The sequence below is a fragment of the Streptomyces sp. NPDC087422 genome (assembly GCF_044744145.1).
In the GTDB taxonomy this organism is placed as follows: domain Bacteria; phylum Actinomycetota; class Actinomycetes; order Streptomycetales; family Streptomycetaceae; genus Actinacidiphila.
Genome location: NZ_JBIUXT010000002.1, coordinates 862,668 through 881,981 on the forward strand (window position 1 = coordinate 862,668; position 19,314 = coordinate 881,981).

Consider the following 19,314-nt stretch of genomic DNA (forward strand, 5'->3'; position numbering starts at 1 on the left):
CGCCGCCGACCGTGCCAACGTCCCGGAGCCGCCCACAGCCACGGAGTCCGCCATGCCGACCCCTGCAAGCAGCCACAGCCCAGCCTCCTCCAACCAGCCCGTCTCGACCGCTGCACCGACGTCCGCCGACCACCGCGACGGGCCGCCGTCCGGCGGAGCAAGTTGTCCCGGGATGAGTCATCCCGGGGTTTTGCCCGCCCCAGAGGTGGCGGGCCGGGCCGAAGCCACCGCCAGGGGGCGGCCGACGTCGGCGGCAACCCTCGGCCCAGGGGTGCCGAGCAGGACCTACGACGACCCGGCGCCCACGCCGCGCGCCACCGCTTCCGCGACCTTCAGCCCCACCGAAACCATCGCGCACCACCGCCGACGCCTCGTCGTACCGCGCCGCCACCGCGTCGACCCCTGCTTCAGCGACGACGAATGGACGGAGATCACCACCGCAGCCAGGGCATGCGAGCTCACGCCCGGCGGCTTCACGAGCGCCGCGGCGATTGCCTTCGCCCGTGCCGAGCGGCGCGCCGGCCTCAGCGATGAACGCCGCAGGCTCGTAGTCCTCATGGATGCCAACGCCGACCTCCACGCCATTGGCGGCCGACTCAACACCCTCACTCGCTACGTCAATTCCGCCGGTACTCCGAGCCCCGAACCGGCCGCCCGCCTCCTCGAAAGCGTCGCGCTCGCCGTCACACACGTAGCCTCGGCCGTAACCGCCCTTCCTACGGCCGGAACGAAGCAGCCATCCTGGCCAACGACGCCAGCCGCCGACATCGGCCGCTGCCACCGCCGACGATCGCGCGTCGCCCGCCGGAACCGCACCCACCCCTGCTTCAGCGACAGCGAATGGGCCGACCTCACCGCTGCGGCGAGCGCCTGCGGCCTCAAGCCCGGCGGGTACGCGGCAGCCGCCACGCTCGTGGCCGCGCGCTCGCAGAACCCGAGGGCAGCCATCGCCGACACGCGTCGCCAGCTCGAAGAGCTGATGAACTCCAATCGCCAACTCGCCGCCGTCGGCAACAACCTCACCCAGCTTCTCCCGCACCTCCCCATTGCCGACCGCGTCCTCGTACTCGTCCGCTACGCCCTTTACGCCGTCGACCGCACAGCAGCCGCCATGGCGGGGAAGTAGCGGACCGGTGATCCCGAAGATCACGGAGGGCAGCGGCGGTACGTACGGCCTGATCACGTATCTCTACGGTCCCGGCAAGGCCAACGAGCACACCGACCAGCACATGGTCGCCTCCTGGAACGGCTTCGCGCCCGACCCCGGCCCCACCGCCAGCCGAGAGGCGATCACGAAACTCGCCCGTCAGCTCGACCTCCCCGTCAAGTCCCTCCCCCGCGAGCAGCGGCCGAAGACGACGATCTGGCACTGCTCCGTCCGTACCGCCGCCGAAGACCGTCCCCTGAACGATGACGACGACGGAGAAGTCGCCGACCAGCTCGTCGGCATCGGCGAAGTCCTCGACGCCCTCGCACAGACCAGCCCCGCCAACACCCGCGCCGAACTCCAAGCGGCAGCGCGCAGCTTCGAACGCGCCACCCGCTCCCACATCCAGGCCAGCAACTCTCACAACCAAGCTCTCCGCAGGGCCGCCCGAGCCCTCATCCAGTCTGGCATGGCCCTCGGCAAGGGCGAGGACGGCGCGGCAACTGCCATGCTCCTGAGCATCCTGATCACGGCCGCCGTGATGGCCGCCCACTGGCACGCCGCCCGAGGCCACGCCCAGCAAGCCGCCGCCTCCCGCCAGATCGCCACCCAGCTCCGCGCGGCCTATCAGGCCGCCGCCAATGCACCCCTCACCACCATGCGCACCACCGGCCAGTCGCTCCCGGCACCCGCCCGCCACGAGGCATTCGCCAACATCCAGGCGGTGCTACCCAAGGAGGCGGCCCGCATCCAGGCCGAACCCAACTGGCCCGCACTGGCCGCCACCCTCACCGAAGCCGCCCAGTCAGGCCACGACCCCGTCGCCCTCCTCCACAGGGTCGTGGACACCCACGAACTCACCACAGCCGACTCCCTGAGCGACGTCCTCCTCTGGCGCCTCCGCCACGAGGCGAACCTCCCGGCCACCCCACCATCAGCGGCCCAGCGACAGCCACAACGCCGGCAGGCTCCGACAGCGCCAGCCACAGTTCCGATGCCGAGCCAGGCCTCGACTCGACGGCGGTGATCACCCCGCGCTTCGCGTGCACAACAGGCCTGAGGAGTCTGAGCGCCTCCTCCAAGCGACAGTGCTCGGCTTCCCGGCCGGCCTTGGGCTGATGCGACTCGTAGGAGCGGGCCCCACGATGCCCATGCCGCGCAGTCGACACTGCTGCCGAGGCCTAACCGCGCTGCCTGAGGCAACCGCACCCTAACAAACTCATGACTACACAGAGTCACCAATGACTCACCTTGCTCCACATCCAGACTCGATCACGGATCGCTAAAATCGGTGCAAATATTCCATATCGGGCCATCGATAATCCATCTGACCTGCGAAAACTCACAGAAGCCCCCTGGGAGGAGAACCGGAGGACGAGTGGCCAATCACTTTCGGACTCTGCGACTAGCCCCGTAGAGGGAAATTTTCGCATACCCGCAGGTCAGCGCCTCGATGGAGCCGTAAGCGGCCGGGAATGATCACACCGAATGGGCGACGCTTGACGGTTGCCGAAGACCCACTCCAAGCAAATTCGAAGACCTCACCCGGCCGTTTATGCAGGTCGCTGCCGCACTCCCCGCAGAACAGGCTTCACATTCCCAGATGGTGGCTACGCCCCGCCCTCGAGAGCGGCTATAGTGGAAGCCCCCGGAGGTGTCTTTGTCGAGAGCATCCGGGGGCTTCCTTTTGCCTCAAACAAGTGGAGTGAGTCCAATTGAACGAAGCGCACGAGAATCGCGAAACGAATCCCGAAGAAAATTATAGCAGCGCCAGCGAAGAGCCACCAACATACGTAGAGCTCAACGAAGCGAACGCCCAGGTGATCCAGGGTATCCCAGGTCGTGCTTCTACCGTGAAGAGGTGGTTGCAAGGCATCTTCCCACTCATTCTTATCCTGGGCTTCTGCGTAATACTGGCCTTCAAAAATCCCGGCGCAGTAAGCATAGCAGCAATCGGAACGGCAGCCGCAACAATAATCCGCGCTTGGCAGCGAACGAATAACTCTCGATAAAAACAGTCGAATATCTCATAGCTAGATAGATTATGTCTCCCAAGAACCGTCCTGTGGGCCGGTATTAATTACCGGCCCACAGGACGGTAGACGGGAATCATCACGGATGACTTCGCAAGTGCAGTTGATTGTGCTCGGAAGACGCACGCCTCATCTGGACGCTGTGCACGTACTCTCGAAAATAACTACTGAGAGTTACTTTTTTACGAGTGTGTCAACGGGCCAGAAGCACGATCCGGACGAGGTCCCGTCGAAAGAACACATCTCGCTGGGGCCACGCGAGCTTCTCCTGCCAGGGTCTCCTGGGGCCAAGTCCGAACAGGCCGGGCGATGTCCGCTTGTCATCGATCGATGAGGAGGCTCAGAACGGTCTCTGCGCACCCCCAGGACAGCGTGACGCCCGCGCCTCCGTGTCCATAGTTGTGCACCACCCACGTGCCGTCAGCCATGCGCTCGACTTCGACTCGTACTCGGCTACGCGTGGGTCTGGCCCCGATCCGGTGGGCGAGAACACGCGCTTCGGCCAACCGGGGCACCACGTCCACGCATCGCCGGAGGATGGCCGACGCCGCCTCCTCGTCCAGACGCAGGTCGCTGTCATCGTCGATCGCAGTGCCGCCGAGTACGACGGTGTCACCGTGCGGATAGATACACAGGAGATCCGGCGACGCACCGGTGTCCTCGGAGAAGAACTCGGTCAGGCCGGGGTTGCTGACGACGACGTGCTGGCCGCGGATCGGATGCAGTTCCGGGTCGGAGACCAGCAAGCGGGCTCCCATCCCTGAGCAGTTGACGACCACCGACACTGGTCGAACTCCGTCCAGCGAGCTGAGTCGTCGCTGCTCGAAGGTTCCACCGAGGTCGCACAGCCGGTGTTGGAGGTAGCCCAGGTAGACCGGCATGTCGACCAGCGGCACAGTGGCGCGGTAGCCAGCAGTGAACCCGGCGGGTAACTCAGCGATCGCGCACGGTTGAAAGCCGGGGAGTGAGACAGCCCAGTCGGGCGGCCTGTCTTCATGCCGCGATGCTTCCGTACCGCCGACCAGCCGAACGCCAGTCGCCGGGTTGGCAGCAAGCTCCTGGAAGACGGCCAGAGATCGTTGGCTCCATCGACCAACCGTCTCCTTGGGCTCCACCAGATACGGCCCCCACATCGCGCCTGCCGCGAGCGACGTACGACCAGGCAGCTCATCGGCGATGATGTGGACGGCCACGCCGCTCTCCGCCAGCACGATGGCGGTAGTGAGCCCAGAGACCCCCGCTCCGATCACTACGACGTGCTCCTGTGTAGCCATACTCAGACGATAGGTGGCGTGCACGCCAGCGAGTTCTCGCCGGGGGACACCGGACCGTACTGCGCAGCGAGGCGACAGCCAGCCCAACCGTCACCGCGGTGTGTCGTCATTGAAGAGAAGGGTCGGCTCGTCGATGATGTCGCGGCTGGCCTCGCTCCTGTAGATGGCGTCGACGCTGCCGAACCGGGCGTCGGAGTAGTCGAGGCCGAGGCGGGCTGCGGCGTCGCGGACGGACGGCTCGTCGGGGCCTTCGATCTCCAGGAAGGTGGGGAGGTCGGGCCAGGTGTCGAAGTCGAAGGCGACATCGCCGAGCTGCCATTCCTCGCGGAAGTTCTCCTGGTAACGGACCTCGCGCAGACCGAGGTTGGTGAGGATCTCGGCCATGGCGTGGAGGTCGCCGACCTCGCTCTCGATCTCGGTCGTGCCGTGGATGGACGTGGCGTCGGTGACCTGCTTGAGCGTGAGGGTCGTGCGGGTGCCTTCGTTGCGCAGGCGCACCCACTGGGAGCCGTCGAGGACGTCGCTCTCGAAGATCTTCCTGGTGAGTAGGGTGCGGGGGAACGCCTGGACCGCACCGAGGGCCGCGAGCTTGGCCTGAAGCCCTGCCTCGTCGACGGCGAGGAATTTCGCTTCGTACTCGTTCTTCATGATCGGATCTTCCCCTTCGAGATGGCCGTGGGACAGCAAGTCTCCTGGCTGGAAGACGATCGGCTGTCCGTCTCTACGAACTGATGCCACGAAGGAGTCGGTCAAGCGTCCGATGGCCCCGACTGACAACTTCGGCATCACCCGCCAACGTGCCGAAGGCGATGCCGCTGACCGCGTCGAGTGCTGCCATCGCCTGCAAGTGCTCGCGCTCCACTGCCGTCAGGACACGGCCGAACCCGTCGAAGAACGCTCCCCTCAGGTCCGGACGCCCGTCCCACGGGCCGTACTCGAGGCGGATCAAGTCCCTTACAGCAGGGCCATACTCGGCGCGTTCGAAGTCGATGAGCGCGACGGTGCGGGTCTCGGGGTTCCAGATCGTGTTGCGGATCTGGGCGTCGCCGTGGGTGGGGACGTGCGGCAGCGGTGCCAGCGCGGCGAGGCGAGTGGCCATACGAGTGATGAGGTCGGCGGCCTCGGGAGTGATATGCGGTTCGGCTGCGGTCAGGTGGCGCTGGACTTTGCCGAGGCTCGAACCGGCGCCGGCAGGCGGACGCGGCGGTCCGCTGCGGTGGAAGGCGCGGAGCAACTCCCCCAACTGGCGTTGGATCTCGCACTCTTCGCCAGGCGGTGGCTTGTGGTGGTATGGGCTGATCCCGGGCACGGCGCTGAGGAGGATTGCGGCAAGGTCCGTACTCTCGGCTTGTAACTCGGGTACGCGGCCAGGGCCGAGAGCCGGCGCCCAGCGCGCGTACGCCTCTACCTCGCGAGCGTGGAACTTCGGGGTGGGATGCTGCTTGACGTACCAAGTCCGCTTCTCCCGACCGGCGACGGTTCGCCAGACACGGGAGTTCTCGCGCGGCCAGGAGCAGTCCACAGCGGAGTGGACCGACCCGACCGCCTCCTCAACGAAGGCCAGGACATGGGCCGGTAGTACCACGCGCTCCTCTTTTCCACGGCCGGAGGTACGGCCATCAACTCCGCTCAACGTTGAACTCGGCAATGCGATGTGGCAGTTCGGCGAGAGAGTCGACACGCATCGTCGCATTGGCGGCGTCGGGATCGTGCTGCTGGATCGTTCCCCACGGTCCTCGGCGGATGAGCGCGGTCAGCAGGCCAGCCCGCACCGCCGGCCGTATGTCGTTGTCCAGACGGTCTCCGACGTACAGAATCTCGTCCGGCTCAGCGGGCGCTGTCTTGACGATGTGCTCGAAGAAGGCGACGTCAGGCTTCGATACGCCCATGTCGTCGCTCGTCGCGATGGAGTCGGCGGGCAGGTCGAGGCTCCGCAGGATCCCTCCGGCGCGGGACGTCTGGTTGCCTGCGATTCCTACCCATAGACCCGCCGACCGCAGTGCGCTCAGGGCAGGCCGTACATCCGGATAGAGGTCGTCCTCGCCGAACCACTCCGGCTTGCCCGCCTCCGCTCTCCGGTCCCGCTCCTCGTCGAGGTCGAAGCCGGGCCGGAAGACCTGGAACGTCTCGCGGTAGTCACGCCCCTGCGCGATGACCGCGCCGAACACGGCCGCAAAGGTATGCCGAGGCACACCGAGCCAATCCGCCCAAGTGCCGTACTCCCGGGTCTCATCCACCAGGCACTCACCGACGTCGAACACCACGGCACGGATCATGGGGGCAGCGTAGTCGGAGGGCGGTCTTCCCACGTTTGGTCCGGCGGGGGGCCGGACAAGCCGCTCCTCATCTCGGAAGGACGCCGTCGAGATACTCCTGGACCGGCGGGAAAAGACCAGCGGGAACGTACGCCAAGATCTCGGAGTGCGCACACCAAGTCACCTCTGCCACTTCATCTCTGTCGGCAACGTGGGCTGTGCCGGAGACGACCTCACAGGCGATGTACGACATGTGTCGGTGCGTATCCGGGTGGACGCGCTCGCCCAGCGACCGAACCGCCGCGACGCAGAGGCCGGCTTCTTCGAGGGTCTCGCGGACGGCGGCTCCCTCCGGCGACTCACCCGACTCGATCTTGCCCGCGGGGAACTGCCACGACAGCGATCCTTCCGCGATCCGCCGTCGCACCATTAGTACGCGACCGCGCTGGACGACGACCGCAGCTGAGATGCGGGGGCGGCTGTCGACGCCTTGATCCGTCACAACGGGTCCTCCAATTGACGCTCCTCAGAACGAAATTGAAGTGCGGGGTCAGGTGGCGTAACGGCCTCGTCCGGACGGAGGCAGGTTCTGCTGGGCGTAGTAGGTGCGGAGTGCTGCTTCGCTGCCGGATCCGGTGGCGGTCATGATGCGTTGGAAGCGGGAGGAGCGGAGGTCTCCCGCGGTGAGGATGTGGGGGTGCTGGGTCTCGGGCGGGCAGTAGCCGGTGCTGTCGGGGATGAGAGCGCCGGGTGGGGGCGTGGGGGCGCTGCCCAAGTTGAGGTAGACGGCGCGGGCTGTCAGAGTGCCGGATTGGTCCTGTCTGTCGGTCCATTCCGCGGCGAAGGTGGCGTCGGCGGCAGGACGTACTGACAGTCGTGTCAGCGGCAGGAGCGTCACGCGGGGGTCGCTCCGTACCTCGTCGGCCTTGTAGTCGTCGCCGGGCGGGTACGCCACCACGACTGCGGTGGAGTGCAAGGCGTGGGCTCGTAGGAAGGTTCCGAGCGGGCGGTCGGCACCGAGGACAAGCAGCGGGCCGGGCTCGCCGCCAGGGATCGCCGCTCCCCAGAGAGTGGGCAGCACCATGTCCTCGGCGACCGTCAGCCAGGAGACGTCGTCTGCCGACAACGGCCCCACACCGGTAGCCACGATTGCGTAGGCCGCGGTCAGCCGGCGGCCCGTGTCGAGAGTGACGGCAACATGATCGTCGGAGGCGTCGATTCCGGTGGCGCGCACGCCGAGCTGGACTTCACAGAGGTCGGTACGGGCGACGTCCTTGCCAATGTCAGCGGCCAGCTCGGGGCCGCTGGTGTGGCCGCCGGCGACATTGTTGACCGCCGCGATGTGCTGAAGCTTGCCGCACAGCGCATCCCCCGCCTCGACCAGGACCGAGCGCATGCCGACACTCGCAGCCATCAGCGCCGCCGCGCAGCCCGCCGGGCCTCCGCCCACAATGATCAGGTCGACGTGACCATCGGGACGTGGAGTGACTGCCATGACACCTATTCCAGCACCGGGGCCTGGAGCCGCGGTGCGAGTTGACGGAGAACGTCGTCGGTGCTGATGAGCTGCCGACGCCCGATGAGGCGGCGCGCCACGACCAGGCCGGCGTCATGGACGGAGGGGCCGGCGTCGCTGGCCGACGCGTCGGTGACGATCCACGGTGAGTGGCCCCGCTCGAACGCGTCAGCGGCGGATTTGAGGACGCAGCTCTCGGTGGCGATGCCGCAGAAGACAAGGTCCGTCCGTCCAGCCCGCTCAACGAGCGCGACACCTTCCTCGGTGTAGAGGGAGTACGCGGGCTTGTCGAGCACGGCATACGCGGACGCGGCCTGCTCCGCCAGCTCGGCGACGATGTCGGTATCGGGGGCGTGCCGGAGCCGGGACCAGTCGAAGAACCGCTCGAAGGGGCTGTCCGCGTAGTTGAGATAGCGCGTGAAGACAACAGGGCGTCCGGCGGCCGACCAACGCTCCACCAGCCCGGCCACGACGGGGACGACGTGCCGACTGTGATGGTTGGTGAAGCCGTTCTGCATGTCGATGACGATCAGGGCCGCGTTGTCGACGTCCATGGCTGCGGTGTCTCCTGTCGTCGTCAGCCGACACTGTCCCGAAGGGCGTCCTGCGCGGCGCGCAGTCGTTCCGCGAGACCGCTTGTCTTCATGATGGCCTCTCGCATGAGGCAGTGCTGCGCGGTCTCCTGAGCGCGGGCCATGGTGAGGCGGGAATAGCCGGCACGCAGGAAGCGCCAGCCGAAGTCGTCGGGGGTGGAAGGGTCCTGGCCGTCCTCGACGAGCGTCTGGATCTGGCGAGAGAAACACCACAGCGCCTGGACGGTGAGTTCGCAGGCCACGAGTTCATCGATGGTGAGACTGCGCTCGGGGGCGTGGGCTGCGTAGGCAACTCCTACAACAGACTGTTCCCATGAGGTCGGGCATTCTGCTGTACGGGCCGCCGGCGGCGGGCAAGGACACGGTCACTACGGCTCTGGCCGCACTTGACGGGCGGTACGTCCGCTTCCGGCGGCTCAAGATCGGCAGCGGGAAGTCGTCGGGCTACCGCATGAGTACGGCCGCTCAGTTGGCCGAAATGGAGGCATGCGGTGACGTCATCTACCGCAACGAGCGGTACGGCAACGTCTACGTCGTCGACCGGCCAGGGCTCGACCGGGCCTTCGAGGGTGGAGCGGTGCCGGTCGTTCATCTCGGCCAGGTGACTGGGGTGGGGCAGGTCGCCGCCCTCTCCGGGGTGTGCTGGGTACGCGTACTGCTGTGGTGCTCCCGGGCATCTACGGCCGAGCGGTCGCAGCGTCGGGGCGATACGGACACGGCGGCGCGGCTGGCCGCGTGGGACGCCACCCGGAAAGACCTCCATTCATACCCTCGGGCCAGGTGGGAGGTGCGGGTGGACACAGATGTGGCCACGCCGCAGGAGGCGTCCCAGCAGATCGACGCGTTCGTCCGCAGCGCCGCACCGCAGTCCTGACCGAAGCAGGTCTGCCGGTGGGCCTACGTCGGGTCGTCCGGCTCTTCGCGCAATGCTTCCAGCGCCTCGGCGATGGTGAGCTGCTGGTCCTTGCTGCCGTCCCACCGGGCGAGTGTCGCGGCAGCCGCGTGCATGAGAGAGTCCGGCAACCCGGCATCGGCGAGCAGGTCGGCGGAGTCCTCGATCTCCGGGCCCCAGCGCCAGGCACGGGCGGCGGTCTTGGGGATGTAGTCGGTCTCGACGAGGTAGCTGCGGGTGCGCTTGACCGCGATCGCCAGCAGCTCGTCCCCGACGCCGTATGCGTCGGCCGCTCCGTACGCCACGGCGGCCAGCACACGGGAGACCTTCTGGTAGCTGGTGTACGCGAGCTTCAGAGCGGAGGCCGCGCCGAGGCTGTCGCCGAGGACGTGCGTCCGAATATCCGTACCGGCAAAGAGCTGCACGATCCGGTCGGTCCGGTCGTGGACGCCGGCGAGATAGAGAGTCGGCGTCTTGCCTCCGATCGGGGGCGAGCCGACGACCGAAGCGTCGACCACCGGCACGGGTGCGAGCAGATCGGCGGCATGTTGCACGCGTGAGGGCGTCACCGCGTTGGCTTCGACGTAGGTCGCGTCCACGCTCGTGGGCCGAACTGCCGCGACCGCAGCTGCAACCTCCTCAGCGGCAGCCGGAGGGCACAAGGAAAGCAGCACCTCGGAGCGAGCACTGAGTTCCGCCAGTGCGACGGGGCGGAGGCCCGCGGCTTCCGCCCGAAGACGGGTCGCGTCGCTGCGACCGTCAGGGCACCACAGGACCGTGTGACCGCGCGCACGCAGTTGCGCGCCGAAGGCGGCCCCCATGCTGCCCGGATGCAGCAGCCCGACCGTCGTCACGAGACGGTGCTCACGTGATCCGCCTCGATATGAAGCAGGCGGTCGATAGCGTCGATGACATCGGCAACCGTGTGGTCGGGGGCGGGAACCCGTGAATCCCAGGGCCGGCCGTTGTCGACCCAGATCGTACGCAGCCCTGCCGTGTGACCACCCCCCACGTCGTTGACGGGATTGTCCCCCACCATCCAGCCGCCATCCTCCAGCGCAACCCCGCACCGCTCCGCGGCAAGAGCGAAATGGCGAACGTCAGGTTTCCGCGCGTCGGCCTCCTCGGAGACAAAGGCACCGTCCACATGGTTGGCGATACCGGTGGCCCGCAACTTGGCCCACTGGATGTCCGCCGCCCCGTTGGTCGCCACCCCGACCCGCCAGCCGGCCGCACGCAACTCGTCCAGCCCGTCCAGCACTTCACGGGGGCAGGACACCATGGCCGCGATGTCCGCGCAGTACAACCGCCACAGCTCCTCCGTTGGCGCGGTCAGCCGAAAGCGGGTTCGGATCGTGTCGAAGGTAGACGGATACGTCCGCTCGGACACCATCCCCAGGACGTACGTACGCGCCTCGTCTCCCAGCCCGTGCCGAGAAACGAACTCGGCAGCCCAACCATCGAGCGTCCCCCGACGGTCCACGAGGGTGTTGTCGAGGTCGAAGAGAACCAGGGGTCGCCGCACACCTGCACCGTAACGAACGCCCTTGCCTCTCGTATGCCTGACCGAGCCACCGTCGCCCCAGATCTGCGGGGGCTGCGACTCATCGGTCTCCTGTGCTATTCGTCGACGTCGACTCCGTAACCGCGGGCGAGCGCGACGAGGCCGTGGTCGTAGCCCTGGCCTATGGCGCGAAGGCGCCAGCCTTCGCCGCGACGGTAGATTTCCGCGAGCAGCATCGTGCGCTCCGTGGTGGCCGCGTCAAGGGTTGCCCGGACGGTAGGGGCTGCGGCGATCCCACGAGTGGCGGTCACCTCGATGGCGCCGACGTCGGAGAAGGTGGCGCTGCCGTCAATCGCTGCCGCGACGACTACCCGGGACACTTCCAGGGGCAGCCGTTCCAGGTCGACGGTGACGGCTTGCTCGGTCGGGCTGTGGGTGGCCAGGCGAACGACGCCGTCCGGGTGCTCGGGGGCGTTGTAGAAGATGAAGTCCTCGTCCCCCGCGACCCGTTCGTGCACGTCCAGCCGGAAGGCGACGACGTCGATCGCGCAGGCAGTGTGCTGCTCCCACGCGGCGGTTACCGTCCAGGCCGTACCGTCGGAATCCGGCAGGTCGATCACCGCTCCGCGGACCAGTACTTCCGCCGCGTCCGACTCGTTCACGACAGGGCCTGGGGGCGCGGGCGCGACAAGCCAATCGGCGTCGTGCACGCGCAGCCCGAGCAATGCGATACGGGCCATACGCCGATCCGATTCGCCGCCGGGGAGCACCACGACATCCGTGACCTTGGCCGAGAGGTTGACCGCCGCCGACGCGCCGAAGTCGACGACGCGCACGCGCGCCGCTGCCGCCTCCTCATGAGTGCCGCCCAGGACCAGGACGCGGCGTCCGGTCAGCAGCTGAGCCACTCCGTCGGCGGGTGACGGGGCACCGGCACCGGAGGGGTTTTGGGCCGTCGTCGCCCTGCCGGGCATACCCGCCCTGCCGCGTGGCATCGGGGCCGGAAGCGCGGCTCCCTTGGACTGACCGGGCCGCACGTTCTCCAGCAGCCGCAGATAGGCCGACTCGTCGATGAGAGGAACCCCCTCCGTCGCGGCACGGCGGAGTTTGCTGGACCCGGCGCCTGGGTCGTTGGTGACGACGACGCTTGTTTGTCCGCTGACCGACGTCACCATGTTCAGCCCGGCAGCCACGGAGCGGACGATCAGGTCCTCCCGTGCGACCCGTGTGTCCCCGGTAACGGCGACCTTCATGCCTTGCACCAGCGGTCCGCCCGCCGTCCATCGACCCGGGTTGCGGTAGGCGCAGGGCGTCTTGGGCACATATGGCCGGTAGTCCTGACGTGGCGGACAGGTCAGCAAGGGCAAGGAGAGACCGAGTTGGTCGGCGGCCTCCAGCGAGCCGCGCAACACGCCGGAGAGGACGCGTACATCGTCCCGGGCGTCGTGGGCCCGTTCCTGCCGTACGCCGTAGTACGCGGCGAGGGTGCCCAGTTTGAGGTCAGGGGTGGCCGGTCCGATTAAGCGGTTGAGTGCCAGTGTGCACAGACGGCTGCTGACCGGGGCGAAGGAGCGGGCACGGGCGAACTCATGGGCCAGGAAGTCGTAGTCGAACTGGGCGTTGTGCGCGACCATGACGCCGCCGCCCAGCAACGCCTCTACCTGGGGAGCGATCTCCTCGAAGGTCGGTGCTCCCACCAGTCGGGCGGGAGTGAGGCCGTGGATATGCACCGGGCCGGGGTCGCAACCAGGATTGAACAGGGTGGAGAACTCCCCCATCTGCCGGCCATGCCCGTCCAGCCTCAGGATCGCCAACGACAGGACGCGGTCCCGGCCCGGCCGCAGTCCCGAGGTCTCTACGTCCACCAGCACCCAGTTGTGGACGTAGTCGAACGTGGTGGGCCACTTCAGGCTCGGCGACAGTGCGGCCATGCTGGGGGCTCCTCCCTGGGCGGGTGTACGAGCGACGGAGTCGCCTTCCCACCGTGGCAATCGACCCGAATTCTCCCATGTGCGGGGGCGATTCAAGGCCCACAGCCTCCACGTTGTTCTTGGACGGCGCACGGGAGGCCGTCGGAGGTCATTCCTCTTCGATGTCCCCGCGGCGGCGGCGCACGCGTTCGGCGATTCCGTTGGAGAGCCGGCCCGCCGCCGAACCGGCGCGGTCGAGGGCCTCGTTACGGAGGGCCCGGGCGGCATCGGCGCCCTCGGAGCCCTTCTCGATGGCCTTGTCGCGCACGTCCGTGACCGCGTCGACCCAGCGACGCGCCTCCAGCTCCCTCCGTCCTCGCTCGATGCCGAGCCGCTCGTGGAAGTCCATGACGCCACTCTCGACGTGGTTGCTCGAACGCACCACGTCCGGGGAAGTGGTCGGATGCAACAGCACCTTCGCGTTGGCCGTTTCGGCGGCCACCTGCATGCGGGTCACCAGTCGCTCGGTGCTGCGGGCGATGAGTTCGCGGCGGTTCTTCCGGGCGATCTGGAGACCGACGCGGTGCCGGTCCAGTTCGTCCGGCGTGGAACTCAGCACCCGGTCGAGTTCGAGCACCGCGAGTTCGTCCTGCAGTTGGAAGCAACGCGCGAGTACGGCGAGCCACTCCCGGGCCTTGGGCTCGACCGCCTTGGCCGCCTTCGCAAGGTCGCCAACCTTGGCCTTGCCTTCCACTTTCTTGGCGAGGGCGTCGAGTTGACGGAGCGCGTACGCCTGGGTCGTCGCGATCGCCATCGGCGCCGCCTGGACTCTGGACCAGGTGACCGAGGACACCTGGCCCACCGTCGCTCGCACGGCCATCGCGTCCGCGATCACGAGGTCCACGCCTATCATCGCGGCCACGGCGGCGTCCTTCTGGGCCCGGAGCACGTCGTCGACCTTCTCTTCGATCGCGGCGAGGTAGTCGGTGATCTCGGCTATGGTCTGCTCCATCGCGAGTTGGGACATCACACCCGCCAGGCCGGACAGAGACCCGGGGTTGGTCAGCCCCGCCCCCGGCCCTTTCACGAATTCGACGAAGCCCTTGATCTGGCCGTGCTTCCCTTTGAGCACGCCGGTGGCAACACCTGTCGCTGCATTTCGCCGCAGACCGTGCTTGCCTATGAGCCCGGCGGACTCCTTCGTCAACTTCACCCAGCGCCCGGACTCGGCGGCGATCTCGGAGCCCAGCTTGGAGGCTTCGGACGCGCTGCCGAAGAGCAACCGCAGCCGACTCCGTCCGAGGTTCTGGGACGGTGTCAGCCCCTCGGAGGTGAGGAAGCGCTCGACCATCTCTCGCTCCCCGACGACCAGGAGGCCGTCGTCGTCGCTGATCAGCTGTATCTCGTCGTTCAAGGTCAGGCTCCTTTTGGGATCGTCACATAAGTGTGGGCTACCGCACACTGCCAGTGAAGATCGCTGTGCGGTACCAGACGTCGCCAGAGGTGTCCATCGGGGTCAACTCGATCTGAACGCTATTGGCCGTCTTGGCGAACACACACGCCTCTTCCCAGCTCTGCGACTTGCCCCACAGCACGTGGGCGTCCGGTGTGCTGCCGACACCGGAGTCCGTGTCGAAGACCTCGTCGGCGCCGCCAGGACAGGACAGCTGGAAGAGGCTCGGGTTGAGCGGAGACCTCAAGGGAGCGCCGGCTCTACCGCGCGACCTTGTCCTTCGGCTCGACGAGGTACGGCCCCCACATGGCTTCAGCGGCGAGGGAAGTGGCGCCGGGCACTTCCTCGGCGATCACTCTCACCCTCGCGCCGGCTTCCGCGAGCACGATGGCGGTGGTCAGCCCGGAGACCCCGGCTCCGATGACAACGACGTGATCGTTTGCGGTCATTGTCTTCGACCCTAGCCGGGCGGAAAAGACGCCGAGGTGTGTTGGGACATGAACCTGTTCGAGAGCGACGGGTCAAACTCAACCGGTCGCGTGGAAGCCAGGCCGACGCGGCCGGTCGTCACCAGGCGCCCGGCGCGCAGGGCACTGACGAAATAGCGCTGGCTCAGACCGTGATCGGCCGCGTCGAAGGCCAACCGCCCGGCAAACTGACCGATCTCGGAGAGAGCTGCGATCGAAACGCGCGTTAAGACCGTGTCCTATGTGGTGAGGCGAACGAGACGCTTGTAGCAGCAGATGGCGGCGGCAAGCCCCAGGAAGGCCAGGTAGTTGCGGGGGTTTCGTTCGTATCGTGGGCTGAGTCTGCGGTAGCCGGATAGCCACGACATGGTGCGCTCGATGACCCAGCGGCGTCGCCCGAGTCGTTCGCTGGACTCGATTCCTTTACGGGCGATGCGGACTCCGATGTGCTTGCCTCGTAACCATTTCCGCAGGTCGGTGCGGTCGTAGGCTTTGTCCGCGTGGAGGCGCTGAGGCTTGAAGTGGCGGCCTCGATGAGGGTCGTGTCTCGTTTGGTGACCCTCGACCATGGGCTTCAGCCCTTCGCTGTCGTGGGTGTTGCCGGCCGAGACGCCGACAAGGAGGGGCAGTCCGTTCGCGTCCGACAGGACGTGCATCTTGGAACCCGGCTTGCCGCGGTCCACGGGGCTCGGGCCTGTGTGTTCACCCCCTTTTTGGCCCTGACGTGGGCGGTGTCGAGAACGACGCGGGTGACGTCGAGGAGGCCGGCATCGTCCAGCCGATGGTCACGGCCTCGTGGAGACGGCCCCAGACGCCGGCGCGGGACCAGACCGTGAAGCGGCGGTGGGCCGTGGACTTCGATATCCCGAAACAGGGCGGCAGAGCCCGCCAGGCGCAGCCGGACACCAGCACGTAGATGATGGCCGCGAACAGGGTCTCATCAGGCGTGTCCTGCGTTCCGCCGCCCTGCGGCCGCACCCTGGACGGAGGGATCAGCGGCTTCGCGATCTCCCACAGCCCGTCCGGAACAATCCAACTCCACGTACCCCGCCCCATACCGAGACCAACGACGCCTCACCACATAGGACACGGTCTAAGCCCCGAAGAGCCAGCGCTCGATCTCGTCCGGGCCGACTTCCCGACCGAGGTGCGCACTTTCTTCGGCCGCCCAGCGAGCCAGGAGGCTGCAGTAGCGCTGGTAAGTGCGCGGTGGCCAATTGCCGCCGCTCCGCAGCGAGGTCCACCCGCATCGGGTGTGGAGGGTATGGGCGACGCGGCTGTCGAGGATGGTGCTCGGATGGGTGGGGAATCCGCCACCGGCGAAGTAGAGGTACTTGGTGAAGAAGGCCGGCCCCAGGTGGGGAATGGGGGTGCCGGTTGCACGGTAGAGTTTGGCATAGGCGGATTCGGGGTCTATTCGGGCGAGGAATGCGGCTGCGCGCAAGGTGGCGGCCGCCGCAAGGGGGTCCTTGGCGATGCCCCTGAGCCGTTTGTGATTGTGGCGGAGCTTGAAGCCACTGCCCCAGGCCAGGATGTGCCACAGCAAGCGCAGCACGTCGTGCTCGCTCTCAAGATCGGCATCGGAAGCGAGCGCGAACAGCTGCCCTCGGCTGATCACGGTTCTGCCGCCGTGGCTGGTGCGTCCCGAGACCGGTCCGCCGGGCAGCCGGTAATGGGCGAGCGCGGCATTCCACCAAACCGTGGGGACGGCGACCTCATGGTGGTCAATGCTCTCGACTCGCGGCTGGGCCAGGGCCGTGCGGGCGATGGACGGTAATACGAGGCTGCAGAGGTCGGTTCCCGCGTCTGTCACCGCTCGATTCTGCCGCGCGGTCCGCGCCAGCCGCTGGGTGATGGCATAGATGACCTGGATCGGAAGGCCTCTACGCCTACCGTCGTGCGACCGACGGATGCGGAACAGCGCGGGGCAATCCTCAACGGAACCCATCGCCGATAGCCGAAGCGCTCCTTACTCCATCCGGTCTCCGGGTAATCTGACCCCGTCGTCATCGCGGCCCGACGGGCTTCCGCTCCACTCAGGTGGAGTCTCGAAGGACATGCCCCCACCCGCACGAGTCATTTCGTGCTGCCTGGGGGAAATCCTTGCTGTTCCGCGCGTCAGCCAGGACGGTCGCCGTCATGGCGCTCGACGGCTCGCTCTTCCTGCACCTCACCGAACAGTTCGTCCACATGCACGGATACCGCCCCGGAACCTCCGAGGTTCGCTCGTGGGAACGCAGCATCCCGGCACTGGCCTCGGCTCTCGGTGACGCCGGTCTCGATGACATCGAAGTGATGCTGGAGTACGCCCTGCCGCTGAACAGCAAGCGCGCCGACGCCGTACTCGCCGGAGTGCATCCGGTCACCGGGGAGCCGTCCTACGTCGTGGTCGAGCTGAAGCAGTGGAGCCACGCAGAGCCGCACGAGGACGATCCGCTGCTCTGCCACATCGACGCCTACGCGCAGCCCGTACTCAACCCGATCGAGCAGGTGCGCCGCTACTGCGAGTACCTGGTCAACTTCAACGGCGCCCTCGCGGAGCACCCGAAACGGGTCAGCGGGGTGGCGTACCTCCACAACGCAACGGAGTTCGGCATGAGCGGACTGCGGGAGATCGAGACCGACGATCGGGGTCAGCTCTTCACCGCCGAGAGCCGAGGCTCGTTCCTCGACCACCTCCGCACCAGGCTGAGCGACAAGCATCCGGGAGCACGGGCGGCCGACGAGCTGCTGGCAGGCAAGACGGCGCCGTCCAAGCAACTCATGGCGTTGGCTGCGCAGGAGGTGCGGGAGCGCGAGCAGTTCGTTCTGCTCGACGAGCAGCAGGTCGCGTATCGGATGGTCCTGAACGCGGTCCGCAAGGCGAAGCAGTCCGACCACAAGGAGGTCGTAGTCGTCACCGGCGGGCCGGGCACCGGCAAGAGCGTCATCGCGCTGTCCGTTCTCGGTGAGCTGTACCGGCAGGGCGTCCCGGCACTGCACGCCACCGGCTCCAAGTCGTTTACCCAGACCATGCGGAAGGTGGCCGGCGCGCGCAAGCGCGAGGTGCAGGATCTCTTCAAGTTCTTCAACGGCTTCATGACGGCCGAGAAGAACTCCCTCGACGTGCTGATCTGCGACGAGGCCCACCGCATCCGGGAGACCTCGGCCAACCGCTTCACCTCTGCCGCCCACCGGACGGGCCGACCGCAGATTGACGAACTCATCGACGTGGCCCGGGTCCCGGTCTTCCTCCTGGACGAACACCAGGTAGTACGGCCTGGCGAAATGGGGACGGTCGCCGAGATCAAGGCAGCCGCGACCCGCAAGGGGGTCGAGTGTTCCGTCGTCCGTCTGGAGAGCCAGTACCGCTGCGGCGGCAGTGACGCCTATCTGCGGTGGGTCGTGCGCCTCCTCGGCCTGGAGCCAGGTGGTCCGGTCGCCTGGGCTCCCGACGACCGCATGCAGCTCCAGGTCGCCGGGAGCCCGGAGGAGATGGAGGCGTTCCTCCAGGACCGGCGCGGCGAGCGCTACGGCGCCCGCATGACCGCGGGCTACTGCTGGCCCTGGTCCGAGGCGAAGCCCGGGCAGCCACTGCCGGCGGACGTGGTGATCGGCGACTGGGCCCGCCCCTGGAACCTCAAGGGCGAGCGCGCCATCTCCGGGGCCCCGCCGTCCGCACTGTGGGCCACCGACCCGGCCGGCTTCGGCCAGATCGGCTGCGTCTACACCGCGCAGGGGTTCGAATACGACTGGTCCGGCGTCATCATCGGCCCCGACTTCGTCTGGCGCGGCGACCGCTGGGTCACCGACCGCACGAAGTCCAAGGACCCGGCTTTCAAGAAGACCACGTCCGACGCCGACGTGGACCGCCTGATCCGTAACACCTACAAGGTCCTGCTCACGCGCGGCATGGTCGGCACGGTGGTGTACTCAACGGACCCCGAGAGCCAGGAGAAGCTGCGGGAGCTGGCCGAGGGAAGGCTGAGGGCCATTACGGCCTGACCGCTACCCTCGTTCCCGAGGTACCAGACATCCTTGAGGACACGGGCATCTTCCGGGGTGGCAGCAGTACGTGGAACGAGGAGGGCGAACTGCTGGTCTGATCGGTCCGCGAGGGCTCAAAGGACCCCTGCTCCCGTCGCTCCAGCACGAAATACGACGCGCTCAATCCGCATGCCACCGAGAATCCTTCATGGAACCGATCGACGCCGCTCGCGGCGTTGTGGAAGAACACCATCCCGACGCACGAGCTGCCTTCCTCGGCGGCAGCGTCGTCACCGACCGCCGC

At 67.3% G+C, this 19,314-nt stretch carries 17 protein-coding genes and 3 pseudogenes; 4 read left to right on the plus strand and 16 right to left on the minus strand.

All coding sequences use genetic code 11. The annotated features are described in order from the left end of the window. Positions 1-271: 271 nt before the first annotated feature. Both ACIO6U_RS09600 and ACIO6U_RS09605 read left to right on the plus strand, forming a co-directional pair. Positions 272-1,126, plus strand: a complete 855-nt coding sequence (locus ACIO6U_RS09600) for a hypothetical protein (RefSeq protein WP_401717028.1) — start codon at positions 272-274, stop codon at positions 1,124-1,126. A 7-nt stretch (positions 1,127-1,133) separates the two neighbouring features. Then, positions 1,134-2,174: a hypothetical protein gene (locus tag ACIO6U_RS09605; RefSeq protein WP_401717031.1), complete on the plus strand. Its 1,041-nt coding sequence runs from the start codon at positions 1,134-1,136 to the stop codon at positions 2,172-2,174. Between the two features lie 1,326 nt (positions 2,175-3,500). On the opposite strand, the gene ACIO6U_RS09610 is transcribed toward ACIO6U_RS09605, so the two are convergent. The 8 genes and pseudogenes from ACIO6U_RS09610 to ACIO6U_RS09645 all read right to left on the minus strand — a co-directional run. After that, positions 3,501-4,454 (minus strand): FAD-dependent oxidoreductase, encoded by a 954-nt coding sequence (locus ACIO6U_RS09610; RefSeq protein WP_401717034.1) that lies wholly within the window; start codon positions 4,452-4,454, stop codon positions 3,501-3,503. Positions 4,455-4,544: 90 nt separating this feature from the next. Beyond that, the gene (locus tag ACIO6U_RS09615; RefSeq protein WP_401717037.1) at positions 4,545-5,102 is read right to left on the minus strand and encodes a class IV adenylate cyclase; all 558 of its coding nucleotides are present in this window, start codon (positions 5,100-5,102) and stop codon (positions 4,545-4,547) included. Positions 5,103-5,175: 73 nt separating this feature from the next. Then, a complete protein-coding gene (locus ACIO6U_RS09620; protein WP_401717040.1) occupies positions 5,176-6,147 on the minus strand; it encodes an aminoglycoside phosphotransferase family protein in 972 nt (323 codons plus the stop codon). Beyond that, positions 6,074-6,730 carry an HAD family hydrolase gene (locus ACIO6U_RS09625; protein ID WP_401717042.1) on the minus strand — a complete coding sequence of 219 codons (657 nt, stop codon included), beginning with the start codon at positions 6,728-6,730 and terminating at the stop codon, positions 6,074-6,076. The genes ACIO6U_RS09620 and ACIO6U_RS09625 overlap by 74 nt, the downstream gene beginning before the upstream one ends. A 67-nt stretch (positions 6,731-6,797) precedes the next feature. Beyond that, positions 6,798-7,211, minus strand: a complete 414-nt coding sequence (locus ACIO6U_RS09630; protein ID WP_401717044.1) for an NUDIX hydrolase — start codon at positions 7,209-7,211, stop codon at positions 6,798-6,800. Between the two features lie 48 nt (positions 7,212-7,259). Beyond that, positions 7,260-8,204: an FAD-dependent oxidoreductase gene (locus ACIO6U_RS09635; protein ID WP_401717045.1), complete on the minus strand. Its 945-nt coding sequence runs from the start codon at positions 8,202-8,204 to the stop codon at positions 7,260-7,262. Between the two features lie 5 nt (positions 8,205-8,209). Continuing rightward, complete coding sequence (locus ACIO6U_RS09640; RefSeq protein WP_401717048.1) at positions 8,210-8,779, minus strand: cysteine hydrolase family protein; 570 nt, start codon at positions 8,777-8,779, stop codon at positions 8,210-8,212. 23 nt (positions 8,780-8,802) lie between these two features. After that, a pseudogene (locus tag ACIO6U_RS09645) lies at positions 8,803-9,114 on the minus strand (hypothetical protein); the annotation flags it as partial. A gap of 17 nt (positions 9,115-9,131) precedes the next feature. Between ACIO6U_RS09645 and ACIO6U_RS09650 the strand changes: the two are divergent. Then, positions 9,132-9,692, plus strand: a complete 561-nt coding sequence (locus tag ACIO6U_RS09650) for a guanylate kinase (RefSeq protein WP_401717051.1) — start codon at positions 9,132-9,134, stop codon at positions 9,690-9,692. Positions 9,693-9,715: 23 nt separating this feature from the next. On the opposite strand, the gene ACIO6U_RS09655 is transcribed toward ACIO6U_RS09650, so the two are convergent. The 8 genes and pseudogenes from ACIO6U_RS09655 to ACIO6U_RS09690 form a co-directional block, all read right to left on the minus strand. Further along, positions 9,716-10,309, minus strand: coding sequence for a DUF1932 domain-containing protein (locus ACIO6U_RS09655; protein ID WP_401717054.1), 594 nt, complete (start codon positions 10,307-10,309; stop codon positions 9,716-9,718). A gap of 251 nt (positions 10,310-10,560) precedes the next feature. Continuing rightward, on the minus strand, positions 10,561-11,235 hold the full coding sequence (locus tag ACIO6U_RS09660) for an HAD family hydrolase (RefSeq protein WP_401717057.1): 675 nt from the start codon (positions 11,233-11,235) through the stop codon (positions 10,561-10,563). Positions 11,236-11,330: 95 nt separating this feature from the next. Next, complete coding sequence (locus ACIO6U_RS09665; protein WP_401717060.1) at positions 11,331-13,145, minus strand: TerD family protein; 1,815 nt, start codon at positions 13,143-13,145, stop codon at positions 11,331-11,333. A gap of 148 nt (positions 13,146-13,293) precedes the next feature. After that, positions 13,294-14,538: a hypothetical protein gene (locus tag ACIO6U_RS09670; protein ID WP_401717063.1), complete on the minus strand. Its 1,245-nt coding sequence runs from the start codon at positions 14,536-14,538 to the stop codon at positions 13,294-13,296. 37 nt (positions 14,539-14,575) lie between these two features. Then, positions 14,576-14,824, minus strand: a complete 249-nt coding sequence (locus ACIO6U_RS09675) for a hypothetical protein (RefSeq protein WP_401717065.1) — start codon at positions 14,822-14,824, stop codon at positions 14,576-14,578. A gap of 22 nt (positions 14,825-14,846) precedes the next feature. Next, a pseudogene (locus ACIO6U_RS09680) lies at positions 14,847-15,026 on the minus strand (FAD-dependent oxidoreductase); the annotation flags it as partial. Between the two features lie 257 nt (positions 15,027-15,283). Then, positions 15,284-16,100: pseudogene (locus ACIO6U_RS09685) on the minus strand (IS5 family transposase). A 37-nt stretch (positions 16,101-16,137) separates the two neighbouring features. Further along, the gene (locus ACIO6U_RS09690) at positions 16,138-16,992 is read right to left on the minus strand and encodes a hypothetical protein (RefSeq protein WP_401717068.1); all 855 of its coding nucleotides are present in this window, start codon (positions 16,990-16,992) and stop codon (positions 16,138-16,140) included. Between the two features lie 155 nt (positions 16,993-17,147). Here ACIO6U_RS09690 and ACIO6U_RS09695 point away from each other — a divergent pair, with 155 nt between their 5' ends. Beyond that, positions 17,148-19,028 (plus strand): DNA/RNA helicase domain-containing protein, encoded by a 1,881-nt coding sequence (locus ACIO6U_RS09695; RefSeq protein WP_401717071.1) that lies wholly within the window; start codon positions 17,148-17,150, stop codon positions 19,026-19,028. Positions 19,029-19,314: the final 286 nt, after the last annotated feature.